The organism is Pseudoalteromonas sp. CST2 (genome assembly GCF_028599385.1).
Lineage (GTDB): Bacteria > Pseudomonadota > Gammaproteobacteria > Enterobacterales > Alteromonadaceae > Pseudoalteromonas > Pseudoalteromonas atlantica.
The window spans coordinates 41,781-60,553 of the sequence record NZ_JAQREO010000007.1; the positions used below are offsets into that span (position 1 = coordinate 41,781).

Genomic DNA, 18,773 nt, shown 5'->3' on the forward strand with positions numbered 1-18,773 from the left:
AGGTAGTGGAGAATTATTGTGGCGCAATCTAATCAATCAACAGATCTTGCTCTTGCTGGCGGCGGTATTGACCAAAGCGAAGATAACGAGCAACAAGAACAAAAGTCGGGCTACTTAAGCGCCTTAAATGGTGTTGACGTGCTTCGCCAAGTCACCCTTATTATTGCGCTGGCTATTTGTTTAGCTATTGCCATTTTCGTGATTATTTGGGCACGTCAGCCAGACATGCGTCCGCTTGGTAAAATGCCAACAGAAGAGCTGATCCAAACCCTTGATTTTTTAGATGCACAAAAAATTGACTACGAGCTAGACGGCAACGTGATTTCGGTTGATGAAAGCGAGTATCAAAACATTAAATTGCTGATGGCCCGTGAAGGCCTAGAACAAGGTCCTACCTCAGGCACCGACATCATAATGCAAGATATGGGCTTTGGTGTTAGCCAACGATTAGAGCGAGAACGTTTAAAACATGGCCGCGAGCAACAACTTGCCCGCACCATAGAAGAATTAAACAACGTAACACGCGCTAAAGTTCTATTAGCCATTCCAAAAGAAAACGTATTTGCACGCAGAGAGAAAAAGCCATCAGCCACAGTGGTATTGACTCTTAAGCGCGGCAGAATGCTTGATGGCGAAGAGATTGACTCAGTGGTTGATATGATTGCCTCTGCAGTACAAGGGCTTGAGCCTTCACGTGTTACGGTAACAGATCAAAACGGTCGCTTACTTAATTCAGGTTCACAAGATTCATTAGCAGCACGCTCTCGTAAAGAGTACGACATTGAAAGAAAGCGTGAGCAAGAGTATTTAGAGAAAATAGACAGTATTCTTATTCCTGTAGTCGGCTTGGGTAACTACACGGCGCAAGTTGATTTAAATATGGACTTTAGCTCAGTAGAAGAAACACAAAAGCGCTACAACCCAGACTTACCAGCAGTAAGAAGCGAAACCACATTTGAAGAGAACAACATTGGTGGCTTAGCGGTAGGTATTCCTGGGGCACTCACTAATCAACCACCTATGAATTCAACTATTCCAGAAGTGGCAGGTCAAGGCAATGCTGGTACAGCAACGAACCCAAGCCGAGTGCATAAAGAGGCTACACGTAACTTTGAGCTAGACACCACCATTTCGCATAAGCGCCAACAAACAGGGGTTATTCGCAGAATTAGCGTCTCGGTTGCCGTTGATTATGTGCCAAAAGTAGGTGAAAACGGCGAAACAACCATGGCGCCGCGCTCGGTAGAGGCTTTGTCAAATATACGTCGCCTATTACAAGGTGGGGTAGGTTTTGATATGCAACGCGGCGATGCATTAGAGGTGGTAACCGTGCCATTTGTACGCGAAGCAGTTGATTTAGATTTAGAAGTACCGCTGTGGGAGCAGGACTGGTTTATGAAAATCGTCCGCTTAGTACTGGGTGCGCTGGTTATTATTGTGCTTATTATGGCAGTTGTTAAGCCTATGCTTAAACGCTTAATATACCCAGATGATACGCTCGAAGAGTACGATGAAGATGCATTAAGCTCAGGGGTGGATATTGGCGATAGCACGCTAGATATGCTAAATAAAGACTTTGATTCTGCTTCTGTAGGCTTCTCAAGCGATGGTACACTACAGCTGCCAGATTTACATGGCGACGAAGATTTGCTTAAAGCGGTAAGAGCACTTGTAGCGAACGAACCTGAACTATCATCACAAGTAGTGAAAGCGTGGTTAACAGAAGATGACTGATCAAGAACAAAAACAACTCCCGCCAGCGTTTGATGTTGACAAGTTAGATGGCGTAGATAAAGCTGCAATTCTTTTATTGAGCTTATCTGAAGAAGATGCAGCGCAAATACTTAAACACTTAGAGCCTAAGCAAGTGCAAAAAGTGGGTATGGCAATGGCCGCGCTAGATGACTTGTCACAATCTAAAATAAGCGCAGTCCACAATTTATTTATAGAACAAATACAAAGCTTTAGTACAATTGGCTTCCAGTCAGAAGACTTTATTAAAAAGGCGCTTACCGCCGCATTAGGTGAAGATAAAGCAGCTAGTTTAATAGACCAAATTGTAATGGGATCGGGCGCTAAAGGCTTAGATTCACTTAAATGGATGGACTCAAAGCAAGTTGCCAATATTATTCGTAATGAGCACCCGCAAATTCAAACTATTGTCTTATCGTATTTAGAGCCTGAGCAATCGGCAGAAATCCTAGCGCAATTTCCTGAAAAAGTGCGCCTAGATTTAACTATGCGTATTGCGAACCTTGAAGAAGTGCAACCTGCAGCATTACAAGAACTTAACGAAATTATGGAAAAACAATTTGCCGGCCAAGCAGGCGCACAAGCCGCTAAAATGGGTGGCTTAAAAGCCGCGGCAGATATAATGAACTACCTAGATACAAATGTAGAAGGGCAGTTGATGGACTCTATTCGTGAACACGATGAAGAAATGTCTCAGCAAATTCAAGATCTTATGTTTGTGTTTGAAAACCTTATGGATGTGGATGACCGCGGTATTCAAGCCATATTGCGTGAAGTACAGCAAGACGTACTAATGAAAGCAATTAAAGGGACTGACGAAGCGCTTAAAGATAAAATTTTGGGTAATATGTCTAAACGTGCTGCCGAAATGCTTGCCGATGACTTAGAAGCAATGGCGCCGGTTAGAATAAGTGAAGTAGAAGCTGCCCAAAAAGAAGTGCTTTCAACAGCAAGGCGTCTATCTGACTCGGGTGAGATTCAGTTAGGCGGCGGCGGTGGCGAGGAGTTCCTGTAAGCTATGTCTAAATTAAAAGGTCGCCCTTTACATGCAGATGAAGCTGATGAGCTTTTAAAAAACTGGCCAATACCTGATGTTGCTCCTGATGAGCGCAGTTTTGGCAATCGTTCAACGGCTTTTGGCACACCACTTTCTGATTTGTATAAAAAAGAAGTTGAAGAAGAAGCTGTAGAAGACACTCAGCCGCAAGAGCCTGAACTGCCTTCGTTAACTATGGCTGAGCTTGAGCGCATTAGGCAAGATGCTTATGAGGAAGGCCTAAAGCAAGGGCACGAACAAGGCTACATAGATGGCTTTGAAAAAGGGGTTGGTGAGGGCAAAGAAGCAGGCTATAAAGAAGGCGTAGAGCTTGGTAAAACACAAGGCCAAGAAGACGTAAAGCCGTTAATAGAAGAGCAGTTAACCAGCTTGCGTAGCATAATCGACAACCTCAGCGCTCCGCTTGATAAAGTGGACGAACTGGCAGAAAAGCACTTAGTGCAATTAGCGGTTATGTTGGCAGAAGCTATAACCTATCAAGAAATTAAAATATCGCCCGATGTTATTTTACATACGCTTAAAAAAAGCATAGATGCATTAAATACTGAGCAAGAAAAAGTTCGTGTGCATTTAAACCCAGATGACCTAGAACTGGTAAAGCAAAGCTATGGTGAGCAAACTATTGCAGATAATAATTGGCAGCTAATTGCAGAACCCACACTCGAGCGCGGCGGTTGCGAAGTTAAAACGCCACAATCGTCTTTAGATATGACCCTAAAAACCCGTGTCAAAGAAACGTTGGATAGCTTTTTGCATAATAGCGGTATCTAATCTTTTTTGTGGCGTGTTATGGCAGCTCAACGTGCACCTCTAAGCGAACGCTTAAATCAATACCAACAACATATTGCAGTGTTTAAACCTGCTGTAGCAGGTATTTTAACCCGAGTAGTCGGTTTAACCCTTGAGGCGAAAGGGCTACGTGCGCCTGTAGGCAGCCAATGCAAAATAGAAACTATGTCAGGGTTTGTAGATGCTGAGGTAGTGGGCTTTAGTGAGCAAACCCTTTACTTAATGCCTAATGACCACATTTCCGGTGTGTTACCCGGTGCGCGTGTTATTCCACAAGTAAATGATACCGGCTTGCCTGTTGGTATGAGCCTACTAGGCCGCGTTGTAGATGGCTTAGGCCGCCCGCTTGACGGCTTGGGAAAAATTAACGCCGAACACTATTTAAAGTTTGCACAAAACCCCATAAACCCCCTCGCTAGAAGACCAATCAGCCAACCTATGGATGTAGGTGTACGGGCTATAAATTCAGTTATTACTGTAGGGCAAGGCCAGCGTATGGGTTTATTTGCAGGCTCTGGTGTAGGTAAATCGGTCCTCTTAGGTATGATGACCCGCGGCAGTGAAGCCGATGTTATTGTGGTTGGCCTAGTGGGTGAGCGTGGCCGTGAGGTAAAAGAGTTTATTGAAGAGATACTCGGTGTAGAAGGGCGCAAACGCTCTGTTGTGGTAGCTGCTCCTGCTGATGCATCGCCCCTTATGCGCTTAAAAGGCTGTGAAAGTGCGGTGACCATTGCTGAGTACTTTCGTGATCAAGGTTTAAACGTATTGTTATTGCTTGATTCAGTAACCCGTTACGCCATGGCGCAACGCGAAATAGCGCTAGCGGTTGGCGAACCTCCTGCTACAAAAGGGTATCCGCCTTCTGTATTTGCTAAATTACCGGCGCTGGTGGAGCGAGCGGGTAATGGCGGTGAAGGGCAAGGGTCTATCACTGCGTTTTTTACAGTGCTTAGTGAGGGCGATGATATGCAAGACCCAATAGCCGATGCTGCACGTGCTATTTTAGATGGGCATATTGTACTTTCGCGTGACTTAGCCGATAGCGGTCATTACCCCGCGATAGATATCGAAAAATCAATTTCTCGTGTTATGCCGCAAGTGGTGTCTGAGCCTCATATGCAGCAGGCCCGCGTATTAAAACAAGTGTATTCAATGTATCAGCAAAATAAAGATATGATCACCTTAGGTGCGTATCAAAAAGGGGCTGACCAAATGCTTGATCAAGCTATAAATATGATGCCGCGCGTAAATGCGTTTTTACAGCAAGGTATGCGTGATGTAATAAGTTACGACGATGGTTTACACGGCCTAGCTCAATTACTAGGACAAGCATAATGGCAAAAAATAAGCTCGATTTACTGCTTAAGCTCGAAAACGACAAAGAAGAAAATCTGCGCATGAGCTACTTACAAGCCAATCAAAATTTACAAGCTAACCAACAAAAGCTGCAAGGGTTAAATAACTTTAGATTAGAATACTCTCAGCAATTACATGTGAAAGGAAAGTCCGGTTTATCAAGCGCGGGCTTTGGTCAGTACCATGCCTTTATAGCAAAAATTGAAGAAGCGATTCGCCAGCAAGCCAGTACGGTCAATACCGCAAAGCAAGTTGTAACACAGCGTAAAGCTTTGTGGTTAAAGCAGCAGGTAAAAGCAAAAGCCGTAGCAAAATTAATTGAAAAACAAAACCTAAAAGCGGCGGCGCTAATGGCAAAGAGTGAGCAAAAAATGCTGGACGAGTTTTCTGCTAATCAATTTTTTCAGCGCCGTAAAAGTTTATAACTCTGGCGCGTTTATTGCTATATTGGTAGGTGGTAATTAATTTTGGCAAAGTGCGGTGGCAACTTGCCGCAGTGCTGTGTAGGTGAATTATGGCAATAAACGATATTTCAATGTTGGCAACAGCTGAAAAAGACTCTTTTTTAGCATTTAAAGACAATAACTTACCTGCAGGTAACGAATCTGGTGATGCTTTTTTAAGCCAGCTACAAGATGCAGACAAACCCTTTGTATTGCCTGCTAATTCTGAGGCTCCTAGCCAAGCAGGCTCTTTATTGCCAACAGATGATAAGCAGCTAGCCAATAGCAAAAAACCGACAGCTTCATCAAGTGATGACACGCAAGATACGTTATTATCTGGCGATAGCGTTTTAGCACAAATAAACTCCTCGCAAGTGATTGACGTAAGTGTAAAAAAACACGGCAGTAGCGATAATGATTTTAGCGATTTAAGTGCTAAAAAGAGTGATAAAAGTGTCAACTTTTTAGCTTCGCAATTAGGTGAAACTGATGAAGCAGATGCCATAACGACTAAAGCCGATGATACTCTTTTAGCTGACGATAATAGCAATGGCAAAAAAAGCGCGTTTACAAACGCCGAGCTTGAAACTAAAGCAGCTAAGCAAAGCGCTGGAGAAAATTTAGCCCCTTCTTTAAAAAATGAGAGCCTAGCAAGTAGTGCCGCTAAAAACCCAATAGCAGAAGCGGTGCAAACACAAATTAATAAAGCTAATAGCAGTGCAGCCTCTGTTAATAATGAAGGTAAAGGTGCTGAGAATACAAAAGCGCCAGGCACTGTATTAAATGCTGAAAGTGCGCTGCCTATAAGCGATGCAGACATAGAGCAATTAGCCAAAGACCTGACTCGTTCATCTACGCAATCAGAGCTATCAACTACATCTAAAGTACTCAACTCATTAAGCGAAGCGCAACGTGCACAATTAAACGAGCACGTTAAAAGCTCATTTACTGAAACCACGCCAAGTGAAGGTGATGATCGTGCAAGCTCCGTTAAACAATTACTGACAGAGTTTGTCGTACAAAACGAAAAAGAGACAAGCACGCGCGGTGAGCTAGTTCAATCTCAGTTAAAAAACTTAAATAGCGATGAAAAGCAGGCGCTACTTAGTCAATTAAAAAGCTATGTGAGTAACGAGCAACCAACAGGTGATACACTCAAAAAAGTAAATGAAACAATAAGCAACTTACAAACTATGCTTGATACGCAGCTTAGTGAGAGCAAAGCGCAAAGTGTGTCGAGCTCTGCAAATACGGCTTTAAATGCGCAGCAAGCCAGTAATGCTGCAATGAATGCGAATACACCGCAAAATAAAGCCATGATTAATGCTGAAGCACCCTCTAGTATTGAGCAAGACGGTGTAAATCCAGAAGAGTTAAACGCCCTAGAGGCCGAGCAGGAAAGCTTACTTAAAGAGCCTAAAACAAATACTGGTTTATCGCGTGTAGCTCAGGTGTTTACGTTGATAACCGATGGCATTAATAACACGCAGGCACAAATAAATACTCAGTACGACAACGCTCGTTATGAGCAGTCTATTTTAGAGAGCCAAGCTATACAGTCGCAGCAATTACAAAGCAGCACCGCGCAGGTTAAGCAGGTAAATATAGATGCAAGTATGATGCAGGCTATTAATATTGTTAAAAGTGATGCAGCTAAAATGCTTCAAGAGCGTGTATCTTCAATGCTAAGCATTAGCAATAAAGAAGCTGAAATTCGCTTAGATCCGCCAGAAATGGGCAGTATGCAAATTCGTATCAGAAGTGATGCTGAACAAGCACAAATAAATTTTGTAGTGCAAAACCAGCAAGCTAAAGAAGCACTTGAACAATCAATGCCGCGCTTACGTGAAATGTTAGCCGAGCAGGGAATTGATTTAGGTGAAAGTACGATTTCTTACGGGCAATCTGGTAATGAGCAAAGCGATGAAGGCGAAGGGCAATCACAAGGTCAAACGGCTAATAAAAATACACAGCAGGATAAAAATGATGAGCAAGATGGAGCTAACCCACAAAGTTCTCGACAACAAACTTCATCATCAATAGATTACTATGCCTAAGTACTGCTATTATAATAACTAAAACAAGCAAGTACCTTTGCTAAAAAAGGAATCACAATGGCCGAAGAAACAAGTTTAGAAATAGAAGAAACCGGTAAAAGCAAAAAAAAGCTGATCATAATCATAGTGGCAGTACTGCTTGTTGTTGGCGGTGGTGCAGGCTATTTTTTTATGGCGGGCGATGATGCACCCGTTGAAACATTAGATGAAGAAACAACAACCGCAGCGCAAAGCGACTCGGCTACACCTTCAGGCTCTTCAGCCGAAATGGGCAGTGCCTTGTATGTTGCTATGCCAAGACCCTTTGTGTTTAATGTACCTGGGTCAAGCAGAGATAGAATTGTACAAATAAAAGTGCAATTACTTGTGCGTGGCGATGTAAATGAAGAAACCGCTAAAAAGCACATCCCACTGATTGAAGGCACCTTATTAAGCGTGTTTTCAACCACCACAGCTGATGAACTCAGCACCAGTGCAGGCAAAGAAACATTACGCTTTACTGCGCTTGAAAAAGTGCAAGCTGCGCTGAATGATGTTGAAGGCACAAAAGTAATTGAGCGGGTATTGTTTACCGGCTTTGTGATGCAATAAGGGGCTAGCGTGAGCGATTTATTATCCCAAGACGAAATTGATGCACTCTTACACGGCGTTGATGAAGTCGAAGAGGAAGATATACACGAAGGTGAAGACGGCGAAGGCAGTACATTACAGTACGACTTTTCTTCGCAAGATCGGATCGTGCGTGGTCGCATGCCGACCCTGGAAATTGTTAACGAGCGATTTGCTCGTCATATGCGAATAAGCTTATTTAACATGATGCGCCGCACCGCAGAGGTGTCGATTAATGGCGTACAAATGATTAAATTTGGCGAATATATTCATACCTTATTTGTACCAACAAGTTTAAATATGGTGCGTTTTAGACCGCTAAAAGGCACTGGCCTTATCACCATGGAAGCACGTTTAGTGTTTATTTTGGTAGATAACTTTTTTGGTGGTGACGGGCGTTACCATGCCAAAATTGAAGGCCGCGAATTTACCCCTACCGAACGTCGAATCGTGCAAATGCTACTAAAAATTATCTTTGAAGATTACAAAGAAGCATGGGCACCGGTTATGGACGTGTCGTTTGAATACCTCGATTCAGAAGTAAACCCAGCAATGGCCAACATTGTGAGCCCTACTGAGGTTGTGGTTATTAGCTCTTTTCATATTGAATTAGATGGCGGTGGCGGCGATTTTCACATTGCTCTGCCGTATTCAATGCTTGAACCCATTAGAGAGCTATTAGATGCGGGTGTACAATCGGATACAGAAGACACCGATTTGCGCTGGAGCAAAGCTTTACGCGATGAAATTATGGACGTTGAGGTGGATATGTCGACTCAACTTCTTGAGGTGGATTTGTCTCTTAAACAAATAATGGAACTTAAAGCGGGCGATATTATACCGGTAGAAATGCCAGAGCATATTACGGTATTTGTTGAGGAGTTACCTACATTTAGAGCTAAAATGGGTCGCTCTCGCGATAACGTTGCGCTACAAATTAGTGAAAAAATTAAACGCCCTGATTCAGTTAAATCTGAGCTGCATGTATTTACCAAAGGCGGCAAGAAAATTGATTCAGATGCAGAATTAGCAGAACTAGAAGATGATTTACACCTTTCTGACGGTGTAGACTTAGACTGGTAATTGATTAAAAGGTTAAAAGTATGAGCGATGATCAAGACACAATGGACGAATGGGCAGCAGCCCTAGCTGAAGCCGAAGGCGGTGATGAGAGCGCCGAAGCGCATGTAGCAGAGCTTGATGAACTAAGTGATGCTAAACATGAACTTAGCGGTGACGAAAAACGTAAACTCGATACAATTTTAGATATTCCTGTGACCATTTCTATGGAAGTAGGGCGCTCTAAAATAAATATTCGTAACTTACTGCAGCTAAACCAAGGCTCTGTTGTTGAACTAGACCGCGTAGCCGGTGAACCACTGGATGTATTAGTAAATGGTACGCTCATTGCCCATGGCGAAGTGGTTGTAGTGAATGATAAATTTGGTATTCGTTTAACGGATGTTATTAGCCAGGTAGAGCGGATCAAAAAATTACGATGAGCTCCCTTGCTGCTTTAACAAACTCAGTATTTACAAAGGCAGAAACGTTAACACCTACGGCCGACATTTTGTCTATGGTGTTGTCGTTGGTTGCGGTGCTAGTACTGATTGTAGTGCTGGCATTTTTTGTTAAAAAACTTAACCCAAATTTAGCTAATAGCGAAGAATTTAAAGTGGTACGAAGCTTACCGCTTGGCTCTCGAGAGCGCTTAATGGTGGTTGAAATAGATAATGCACAGCATTTATTAGGGGTCACCCCGCACAGTATTAACTACTTACATAAATTAGACACGCCGTTAAGTGAAAAAGAACTGCCAGAACTTGCTAAGCGATTTAGCAAACTACTAAACCCGCAAACGAATCAAAATAAAAAGAATTAACCCTATGATAAAGTGGCTGCTGATTATTTTAGCTGTGTTATTTGTACCTGCCGCAAGCAGTGCAGAGGGCATAGACGCTCTAACCATTACAACCAATGCCGACGGGACGCAAGATTACTCTGTAACCTTGCAAGTACTGGCAATTATGACGGCGCTGAGCTTTATTCCTGCCGCCATAATTATGATGACTTCGTTTACCCGTATTATTGTTGTACTGGCCATTTTGCGCCAAGCCATTGGTTTACAATCAACACCTTCAAACCAAGTTTTATTAGGGATGTCGCTTTTTTTAAGTATTTTTATTATGGCGCCTATTTATCAGCAAGTTAACGAACGTGCGATAGAACCCTATTTAAATGAACAAGTTACTTCGGTACAAGCATTAGAGCTTGCAAAGGAGCCCATGAAGGCCTTTATGCTCTCGCAGGTACGATTAAAAGACTTAGAAACGTTTGCCAAAATAGCAGGTTATGACCAGCTTGATTCGCCAGAGGCCACGCCACTTATTGTGTTAATACCTGCATTTGTGACCAGTGAACTACAAACCGCGTTTATTATTGGGTTTATGTTTTTTATACCGTTTTTAATTGTGGATTTAGTGGTTGCCTCGGTATTAATGGCCATGGGTATGATGATGCTCTCGCCCATGATAGTGTCCTTGCCTTTTAAAATAATGTTATTTGTACTGGTCGATGGCTGGAGCCTAGTAATGGGCACGTTAGCCAAAAGCTTTGGCTTAGGGACATAAACCATGTTTTACATTCGCACTTTTAAACATTAGGAGTACAACATGGAACCAGAAATTTTTGTTGATATTCTTAGCGATGCACTGTTTTTAGTTATTAAGCTGGTATCAGCTATTGTGGTACCAGGTTTACTTGTTGGTTTAGTGGTGGCGGTGTTCCAAGCGGCAACCTCAATTAATGAACAAACCCTAAGTTTTTTACCGCGCTTATTAATTACCATTGGGGCACTTATTGTAGGTGGGCATTGGCTTACTCAAGAGCTAATGGACTTTTTTACCCGCCTAGTGTTACTCATTCCTGAAATTGCAGGCTAATTGTGGAATTTCCTTTTTCTGTTGTTATTCAATGGTTAAGTGATTTTTTACTGCCTTTAGTTCGCATCAGCTCTATGATCATGATTATGGCGGGCTTAGGCGCACAAAACGTACCTACACGCATTAAAATGGGATTGGCGGTAGTGGTAACGTTTTTAGTGGTGCCAGCGCTGCCTCCTGCTACATTTACTAATTTATTTTCTTTTGAAATGGTGCTGGTGGTTATACAGCAAATGTTGATAGGTGTTGCAATAGGGTTTGCTTCTACGCTAATGCTAAATACCTTTGTGCTTGCTGGGCAAATACTGGCAATGCAAACCGGTTTGGGCTTTGCCTCTGTTATAGACCCTTCAAATGGTGCGAGCGTGCCTGCAGTTGGCCAGTTTTACTTAATTTTAGCGACTTTGTTATTTTTTGTTTTTAATGGCCATTTAATGATGATTCAAATGGTGGTGCATAGTTTTTCGGTGTTGCCTATAAATGGCCAGTGGTGGGCTGTTGATCATTACTGGGACATAGTAACGTGGGGCAGCTGGATGTTTACCACTGCATTGGTATTGGCTTTAGCCCCCCTAACGGCCATGCTCATTATTAATATTTCATTTGGTATTATGACTCGCGCAGCACCGCAATTAAATATTTTCTCAATAGGTTTTCCGTTTACATTAGTTGCCGGTTTAATGATTATTTGGGCCACCTTGGGTAATTTTGTAACCCAATTTGAATTTCAGTGGTTAAAAATGATTGAGCTAATGTGTAGCCTTGTTGGCTGTACGGTGTAGGAGGGGCAATGGCTGAAGATTCAGGACAAGAAAAAACAGAAGAACCCACCTCCAAAAAGCTCGAAGATGCTAAAAAGAAAGGCCAAATAGCACGCTCAAAAGAATTAGGTACTATGTTTGTACTTATTTTTTCTGCAATTTCGTTGCTGTTATATGGGCCCGAAATAGGCAAAGGCTTATACAATATTATGGGCAGGATGCTGTCTTTAAATCGCAGCGAAACCTACGACACCACTAAAATGTTTGCGGTGTGGAGTGAGGTGGCCAGTGCGCTGCTGTTTCCTATGGCGATGTTTGTTTTAATTATTGTTATTGCAGCATTTATAGGAAATACCTTACTCGGCGGCTTTAACTTTAGTTGGGAAGCCGCGGCACCTAAACCCAGTAAAATGTCGCCAATGAAGGGTTTTAAACGCATGTTTGGACCACAAGCAGCGATAGAGCTTGTAAAATCTATATTAAAGTTTGCGCTGGTGGCTATTTTTGCGGTGTTTTTGATTCAAACTTTTTTTGATGAAATTTTGCATTTAAGTATTGAAAGCGCACCTAGTAATATAATTCATGCCCTTGAAATACTCTCGTGGATGTTTTTAGGGTTGTCGTGCACTTTGGTGATTATTGCCGCAATAGATGCGCCTTATCAAAGTTATAACCACAACAAACAACTTAAAATGACTATGCAGGAGATCAAAGACGAGTACAAAAACTCAGAGGGTGATCCGCAAATTAAAGCGCGCATTAGGCAAACACAAAGACAAATGTCGCAGCGAAGAATGATGCAAGATGTCCCCGATGCCGACGTAATTGTAACCAATCCTACTCACTATTCTGTGGCGCTAAAATACGATACTGAGCGAGCAGGTGCACCGATTGTACTTGCCAAAGGGATAGATGAAATGGCTATGCAAATTCGTAAAATAGCCAAAGGTAACGAAGTGCCGATTGTAGAATCTCCTATGCTTACGCGCGCGCTTTATCATACCGCCGAAATAGGCCAACAGATCCCAGATCAGCTATTTACCGCTGTCGCACAAGTTTTAGCTTATGTATTTCAGCTTAAACGGTTTAAAAAAGGCCGCGGAAAGCGCCCCATCCCTCTTAAGTCTAAACTTCCTATTCCGGATGATTTTAAATACGATTAGGGTAAGCTGAGCTAACCACACTTTACAGGGGCGCCTTGCCTAAATACCAATACGGGGCTGCAAATTCAAACCATAAAGCCCATACGCTCTTGTCTCTAACCAGCTTTAAATTTTGCATCAATACTCAATGAATCTATTGCTGACTCTATACTTGGAATAGTTATTGCAATTTCAGGCTAGTGTCAATTTATTGAATTGTAGAGTTATGGATTTTAAAGCGGTATTACAACAACTTAACAAAGATAAAAAAGAGTATGCCAAAGGTGTTGGCACACCGCTATTAGTACTTGCAGCGCTGGGTATGGTTATTTTACCGCTGCCGCCATTTCTTCTTGATATATTATTTTCATTTAATATTGCCCTTGCCTTAGTTGTTTTACTGGTGACTGTTTACACCATGAAACCTCTCGAATTTGGCATGTTTCCGGCGGTACTGTTAATCGCTACAATTATGCGTTTAGCCCTCAATGTTGCCAGTACACGCGTGGTGCTCCTTGAGGGTCACAACGGGGGCGATGCGGCTGGTAAGGTAATTGAAGCGTTTGGCTCAGTGGTAATTGGCGGAAACTACGCGGTAGGTTTAGTGGTTTTTTTAATTTTGATCATCATAAACTTTGTAGTAATAACCAAAGGCGCTGGGCGTATTTCTGAAGTATCGGCTCGTTTCACGTTAGATGCTATGCCGGGTAAGCAAATGGCGATTGATGCCGACTTAAACGCTGGCTTTATTAGTGCAGAGCAAGCACGTGAGCGCCGCAGTGAAGTAACCCGCGAAGCTGACTTTTACGGCTCTATGGATGGGGCGAGTAAGTTTGTAAAAGGCGATGCCATTGCCGGTATCGTGATATTAATTATTAATATTGTTGGCGGCTTATTTGTGGGCATGATCCAACACGACTTGAGCTTTAGCCGCGCAATGGAAGTATATACTTTACTTACCATTGGTGACGGCCTTGTGGCGCAGCTTCCTTCATTATTACTCTCTATTGGTACTGCTATTGTTGTTACTCGCCAAAACGAATCACATAACATGGGTGAGCAATTTAAAGCCCAATTAGGTAACGAAAAATCATTATTTATCGCCTCAGGTATTTTAATCATTATGGGGTTGGTTCCGGGTATGCCTCATATTGCTTTTTTAAGTTTAGGCGCACTACTTGGCTACTTAGCTTACTTTACTCAGCAGCAAAAATTAAAAGCCGCTGCTCTAGCTGCCCAAGAGGCTGAAAGTGGTGCCGTTGCCGGTACTGGCGTTGCAAACAAGCAAGAGCAAAAAGAGCTTGGATGGGACGATGTACAACAAATTGACGTTATTGGCTTAGAAGTTGGCTACAGGCTTATTCCGCTTGTTGACCAATCTCAAGGTGGTGAGCTGCTCAACCGAATTAAAGGGGTGCGTAAAAAGCTATCTCAGGAGCTTGGCTTTTTAGTACCGCCTGTACATATTCGCGATAACTTAGAGTTAGACCCTAATGCGTACCGTATTACCATGATGGGTGTTTCAAGTGGTGAAGGCGAACTCAAACATGGCGATGAACTGGCCATCAACCCTGGGCAAGTATTTGGCCCTATTAAAGGGGTTGAAACCAAAGACCCAGCATTTGGCCTAGATGCGGTGTGGATAAAGCCTGATCAAAAAGACGAAGCACAATCACTAGGTTACACCGTGGTTGACTCAGCCACTGTGGTAGCCACCCACATTAGCCAGTTATTAACTAACAGTGCCGCATTATTACTAGGCCATGAGGAGGTTCAAAACCTGCTTGATATGTTAGCTAAAAGCCATCCACGTTTAGTCGAAGGGTTAGTGCCAGAAGTACTACCACTGACAACCGTTGTAAAAGTACTGCAAAATTTATTAAACGAAGGTGTGGCTATTCGTGATATGCGCTCTATTGTTCAAACCCTTGTAGAGTACGGCCCACGTAGCCAAGATGCCGATGTTTTAACAGCTGCAGTGCGTATTTCGCTGCGCCGTTTAATAGTTCAAGACGCTGTGGGAATGTCATCAGAAATCCCTGTCATAACCTTGGCGCCTGAGTTGGAACAGATGTTGCATCAGTCATTGCAAAATGCAGGCGACGAAGGTGCCGGAATAGAACCAAGCCTTGCTGAGCGACTTCAAACATCATTAAACGAAGCGCATCAGAATCAAGAAATGGCCGGAGAACCTTCAATATTGCTAACGTCAGGAATGTTACGCACTGTGTTATCTCGTTTTGTTAAGTACACCATACCGGGTTTAAGGGTGATGTCTTATCAAGAGGTACCAGATGAAAGACAGATCAAGATTGTCAGCTCAGTAGGCCAACAATAAAGATTTTAACAGGGGTTGAACCATGAAGATTAAACGTTTTTTTGCCAAAGATATGCGCACCGCACTGAAAGAAGTTAAAGATGAGCTAGGTGTTGATGCCGTTATTATGTCGAACAAAAAACTCGCTAATGGTGTAGAAATTGTTGCCGCAGTAGATTACGACAAAGCAGCCCCTAAAGCCGCAGCGCAACCACAGGCAGCGCCTGCTCCGCAAAGAGCCGTGCAACAGCCTACTCATAACTTTGTAAAGCCAGAGCCTAAGCGTGCGCAACCTGAGCCACAAGCAAAAGTAGCTGATAGCTTACAAGCTTTATTAGAGCGCCAGTCGCCACGCCCTCGCTCTCCTGAGCTTGCCTCTATGTTTTCGCAATCAGGTATTGATACGTCTGAGCATTACCAAGAGCCAGCACAGCCACGTACGACAAATATGTTTGCACGCGAAAATGAAGCGCCAAAACGCATGCAAACCCAAGCAGACAGCCTAGGCTTTGATGACTTAGATCAAGACTTTGACGATTTAGATGCGCCTGTGGCTCCGCGTCCTCAAGCTAATAACAACGAAAGCGCCCAAATGATCGCGATGCGTGATGAAATGAACGCAATTCGCCAGTTACTAGAACACCAAGTATCGGGTTTAATGCAGCAAGATATGGCACGTCGCGACCCTACACGTGCATGCATGATTGACCGTTTAGTTGGCATGGGAATAGATAAAGACGTTGCAGAGCAAATGGCGTGTTTTATTCCAGATGACGTATCGCGTCAGCAAGGTTGGAAAGCATTATTGCAAATGGTTGAAGATCAAATGCAAACCACCAACAACGAAATTCTTCGCCAAGGGGGTGTGTACGCCCTTGTAGGGCCTACTGGTGTAGGTAAAACAACCACAGTAGCTAAACTTGCCGCATTAGGCGCACAAAAGTATGGCGCCGACAAAGTTGCCCTAATCACAACTGATACATACAGAATTGGTGCGTATGAGCAGCTTGCAACATATGGTCGTATTATTGGTTGTGGTGTTAAACAAGTAAAAGATGCCAATGAATTAGCTGAAGTTTTATATCATTTACGCAATAAGCGTCTAGTATTAATTGATACAGCGGGTATGAGCCAACGTGATTTACGCCTTACAGAGCAATTAAATACGTTAATGCGCAACCAGCGAGTAGATATACGTAGTTATTTAGTATTAAGTGCCACAGCACAAATAAATGTACTGCAAGAAACCGTAAGACATTTTAAAAAGGTTCAGCTAAGCGGTTGTATTTTCACTAAGTTAGATGAATCATTAAGTTTAGGTGAGATTATTAGTATAGCGATTCAAAATCGCCTTCCAATAGGGTATCTTACTAATGGTCAGCGTGTACCAGAAGATATTCGCGTTGCAAATGCTGAAAAACTAGTAAAAAAAGCTGAGCAATTGTATTTAAAAAGAGCAAAAGCACAACATTCAAGGCACCAAGCAGTGGCGCCAAGCACAGTAGGGATGTATGATTAACACAGTATTAGATCAAGCAAGCGGCCTGCGCAAAATGAGTCAAAACAACAACAACGGCGTAAAAGTTATCGCTGTCACCGGCGGTAAAGGAGGGGTGGGTAAAACCAACGTCTCTTTAAATACTGCTATTGCTTTAGGGCAGCAGGGTAATCGTGTATTAGTATTAGATGCCGATTTAGGCCTAGCTAATTGTGATGTAATGCTAGGACTACGTGTTGAAAAAAACTTATCTCATGTCCTTTCAGGCGAGTGCGAACTTGACGAGATTTTAGTTGAAGGCCCAGGCGGTATTAAAATCGTGCCTGCTACATCAGGCTCGCAAAGTATGGTGGAGCTAACCCCATCTGAGCATGCTGGGTTAATTCGTGCCTTTAGTGAGCTTAATACCGAATTTGATATTTTAATTGTAGATACCGCCGCTGGTATTTCTGACATGGTGCTGAGTTTTTCTCGTGCAGCGCAAGATGTCATGGTGGTGGTGTGTGATGAGCCGACCTCTATTACTGATGCCTACGCGCTTATTAAAGTACTTAGCCGCGAGCATGGCGTTTATAAATTTAAAATTGTTGCAAACATGGTGCGCAGTATGCGCGAGGGCCAAGAGCTTTTTGCAAAGCTCTCTAAAGTAACAGACCGCTTTTTAGATGTGTCTATGGAGCTTGTTGCGACTATTCCATATGATGAAAATATGCGTAAATCTACGCGTAAACAAAAAGTAATTGTCGATCTTTTCCCTAATTCACCAGCAGCAGTCGCGTTTAAAACATTAGCGACAAAAGCAGTAAAATGGCCTATACCTAATCAACCTTCAGGACATTTAGAGTTTTTCATTGAGAAGCTAGTAAACGGCTGATTATGACAACATCGGTGAAAAGAGCTATGGGATATCAATCAACACAAAATTTAAATGTGATTGTTGAAAAGCACGCGTCGCTTGTCAAAAAAGTGGCGTGCCATTTAATAGCTCGTCTTCCTCCTAGTGTTCAGCTTGATGACTTAATTCAATCGGGAATGATTGGCCTTATCGAGGCCTCAAAAAACTTTGACGCCAGTAAAGGGGCAAGCTTTGAAACGTTTGCAGGTATTCGTATCCGCGGCGCTATGCTTGATGAAATGCGCAGAGGGGATTGGGCACCACGTTCGGTGCACCGTAAAAGCCGATTAGTAGCCGAAACTATCACAGAATTAGAAAATAGCTTAAATAGAGAACCAAAAGATACTGAAGTAGCTGAAAAACTTGATATTTCGCTAGAAGAATACCATCATATTTTAAATGATGTTAATTCCAGTAAAGTGCTTGGTATAGAAGACCTAGGAGTAGATGAAGATGTTATTAGCCCTGCAGGTCAAGATTTAGCGCTAGACAAACCATTTAGTAATGTTAAAAATGAACGGTTTAATAATTCATTGTTAGAGGCAATAAAGTCTTTACCAGAGCGAGATGCAATGGTGCTTTCTTTGTATTACAACGATGAAATGAATTTAAAAGAAATTGGGCATATACTCGATGTAAGTGAATCGCGTGTAAGTCAGATACATGGTCAGGCGATGATTAAGCTCAAAGCAAAAATCAATGACTGGATAAACTAGTAGTAAGTAAATTATAGGTTAAGACCTCACCGGAGGATGTTTTGGATAAAAACATGAAAATTCTTGTTGTTGATGATTTCTCTACAATGAGACGTATTATAAAAAATCTGTTGCGTGACCTAGGGTTCACGAATGTTCAAGAAGCTGACGATGGTTCTACAGCATTACCTATGTTGCAAAATCAGGTTTTTGACTTTGTTGTAACCGATTGGAACATGCCAGGCATGCAGGGTATTGACTTGCTAAGAGCCATTAGAGCTGACGAAAAATTAAAACATATTCCGGTTTTAATGGTGACGGCAGAAGCTAAAAAAGAACAAATAATAGCGGCAGCGCAAGCAGGTGTTAATGGCTACATTGTTAAGCCATTTACTGCAGGTACTTTGAAAACTAAATTAGAAAAAGTGTTTGAACGCTTAGGTTAATGAGAGGAGAGGCT

General features: G+C 42.6%; 19 protein-coding genes. All 19 read left to right on the plus strand.

Annotated elements, in window-relative coordinates; all coding sequences use genetic code 11:
- Positions 1–18: 18 nt before the first annotated feature.
- The 19 genes from fliF (at position 19) to cheY (ending at position 18,759) form a co-directional block, all read left to right on the plus strand.
- Entirely contained in the window at positions 19–1,734 is a 1,716-nt protein-coding gene (fliF, locus tag PSH41_RS10945; protein ID WP_004588290.1) for a flagellar basal-body MS-ring/collar protein FliF, read from the plus strand.
- Positions 1,727–2,767, plus strand: a complete 1,041-nt coding sequence (gene fliG, locus PSH41_RS10950) for a flagellar motor switch protein FliG (protein WP_004588291.1) — start codon at positions 1,727–1,729, stop codon at positions 2,765–2,767. The genes fliF and fliG overlap by 8 nt, the downstream gene beginning before the upstream one ends.
- Before the next feature lie 3 nt (positions 2,768–2,770).
- Positions 2,771–3,580, plus strand: coding sequence for a flagellar assembly protein FliH (fliH, locus tag PSH41_RS10955; protein WP_273589032.1), 810 nt, complete (start codon positions 2,771–2,773; stop codon positions 3,578–3,580).
- Positions 3,581–3,598: 18 nt separating this feature from the next.
- Positions 3,599–4,933: a flagellar protein export ATPase FliI gene (fliI, locus tag PSH41_RS10960; protein WP_064386714.1), complete on the plus strand. Its 1,335-nt coding sequence runs from the start codon at positions 3,599–3,601 to the stop codon at positions 4,931–4,933.
- Positions 4,933–5,379: a flagellar export protein FliJ gene (gene fliJ / locus PSH41_RS10965; protein ID WP_004588294.1), complete on the plus strand. Its 447-nt coding sequence runs from the start codon at positions 4,933–4,935 to the stop codon at positions 5,377–5,379. Before fliI ends, fliJ begins: the two co-directional genes overlap by 1 nt.
- Before the next feature lie 89 nt (positions 5,380–5,468).
- On the plus strand, positions 5,469–7,454 hold the full coding sequence (locus PSH41_RS10970) for a flagellar hook-length control protein FliK (RefSeq protein ID WP_273589033.1): 1,986 nt from the start codon (positions 5,469–5,471) through the stop codon (positions 7,452–7,454).
- Positions 7,455–7,511: 57 nt separating this feature from the next.
- The gene (gene fliL / locus PSH41_RS10975) at positions 7,512–8,045 is read left to right on the plus strand and encodes a flagellar basal body-associated protein FliL (RefSeq protein ID WP_004588296.1); all 534 of its coding nucleotides are present in this window, start codon (positions 7,512–7,514) and stop codon (positions 8,043–8,045) included.
- Between the two features lie 9 nt (positions 8,046–8,054).
- Positions 8,055–9,146 (plus strand): flagellar motor switch protein FliM, encoded by a 1,092-nt coding sequence (gene fliM, locus PSH41_RS10980; RefSeq protein WP_004588297.1) that lies wholly within the window; start codon positions 8,055–8,057, stop codon positions 9,144–9,146.
- Between the two features lie 20 nt (positions 9,147–9,166).
- Positions 9,167–9,565 (plus strand): flagellar motor switch protein FliN, encoded by a 399-nt coding sequence (fliN, locus tag PSH41_RS10985; RefSeq protein WP_004588298.1) that lies wholly within the window; start codon positions 9,167–9,169, stop codon positions 9,563–9,565.
- A complete protein-coding gene (gene fliO / locus PSH41_RS10990; protein WP_004588299.1) occupies positions 9,562–9,945 on the plus strand; it encodes a flagellar biosynthetic protein FliO in 384 nt (127 codons plus the stop codon). Before fliN ends, fliO begins: the two co-directional genes overlap by 4 nt.
- A 4-nt stretch (positions 9,946–9,949) precedes the next feature.
- Positions 9,950–10,693, plus strand: coding sequence for a flagellar type III secretion system pore protein FliP (fliP, locus tag PSH41_RS10995; RefSeq protein WP_024032315.1), 744 nt, complete (start codon positions 9,950–9,952; stop codon positions 10,691–10,693).
- Positions 10,694–10,735: 42 nt separating this feature from the next.
- Positions 10,736–11,005, plus strand: a complete 270-nt coding sequence (gene fliQ / locus PSH41_RS11000; protein ID WP_004588301.1) for a flagellar biosynthesis protein FliQ — start codon at positions 10,736–10,738, stop codon at positions 11,003–11,005.
- 2 nt (positions 11,006–11,007) lie between these two features.
- Entirely contained in the window at positions 11,008–11,787 is a 780-nt protein-coding gene (gene fliR, locus PSH41_RS11005; RefSeq protein WP_004588302.1) for a flagellar biosynthetic protein FliR, read from the plus strand.
- 8 nt (positions 11,788–11,795) lie between these two features.
- Complete coding sequence (gene flhB, locus PSH41_RS11010; protein ID WP_054983002.1) at positions 11,796–12,929, plus strand: flagellar biosynthesis protein FlhB; 1,134 nt, start codon at positions 11,796–11,798, stop codon at positions 12,927–12,929.
- A 205-nt stretch (positions 12,930–13,134) separates the two neighbouring features.
- Positions 13,135–15,246 (plus strand): flagellar biosynthesis protein FlhA, encoded by a 2,112-nt coding sequence (gene flhA, locus PSH41_RS11015; protein ID WP_024032312.1) that lies wholly within the window; start codon positions 13,135–13,137, stop codon positions 15,244–15,246.
- Positions 15,247–15,268: 22 nt separating this feature from the next.
- On the plus strand, positions 15,269–16,744 hold the full coding sequence (gene flhF / locus PSH41_RS11020; RefSeq protein WP_273589034.1) for a flagellar biosynthesis protein FlhF: 1,476 nt from the start codon (positions 15,269–15,271) through the stop codon (positions 16,742–16,744).
- On the plus strand, positions 16,737–17,597 hold the full coding sequence (locus PSH41_RS11025; protein WP_054983003.1) for a MinD/ParA family ATP-binding protein: 861 nt from the start codon (positions 16,737–16,739) through the stop codon (positions 17,595–17,597). The genes flhF and PSH41_RS11025 overlap by 8 nt, the downstream gene beginning before the upstream one ends.
- A gap of 26 nt (positions 17,598–17,623) precedes the next feature.
- Positions 17,624–18,334: an RNA polymerase sigma factor FliA gene (locus PSH41_RS11030; RefSeq protein ID WP_273589081.1), complete on the plus strand. Its 711-nt coding sequence runs from the start codon at positions 17,624–17,626 to the stop codon at positions 18,332–18,334.
- Between the two features lie 41 nt (positions 18,335–18,375).
- On the plus strand, positions 18,376–18,759 hold the full coding sequence (gene cheY / locus PSH41_RS11035; protein ID WP_004588308.1) for a chemotaxis response regulator CheY: 384 nt from the start codon (positions 18,376–18,378) through the stop codon (positions 18,757–18,759).
- The last annotated feature ends 14 nt before the right edge of the window (positions 18,760–18,773 follow it).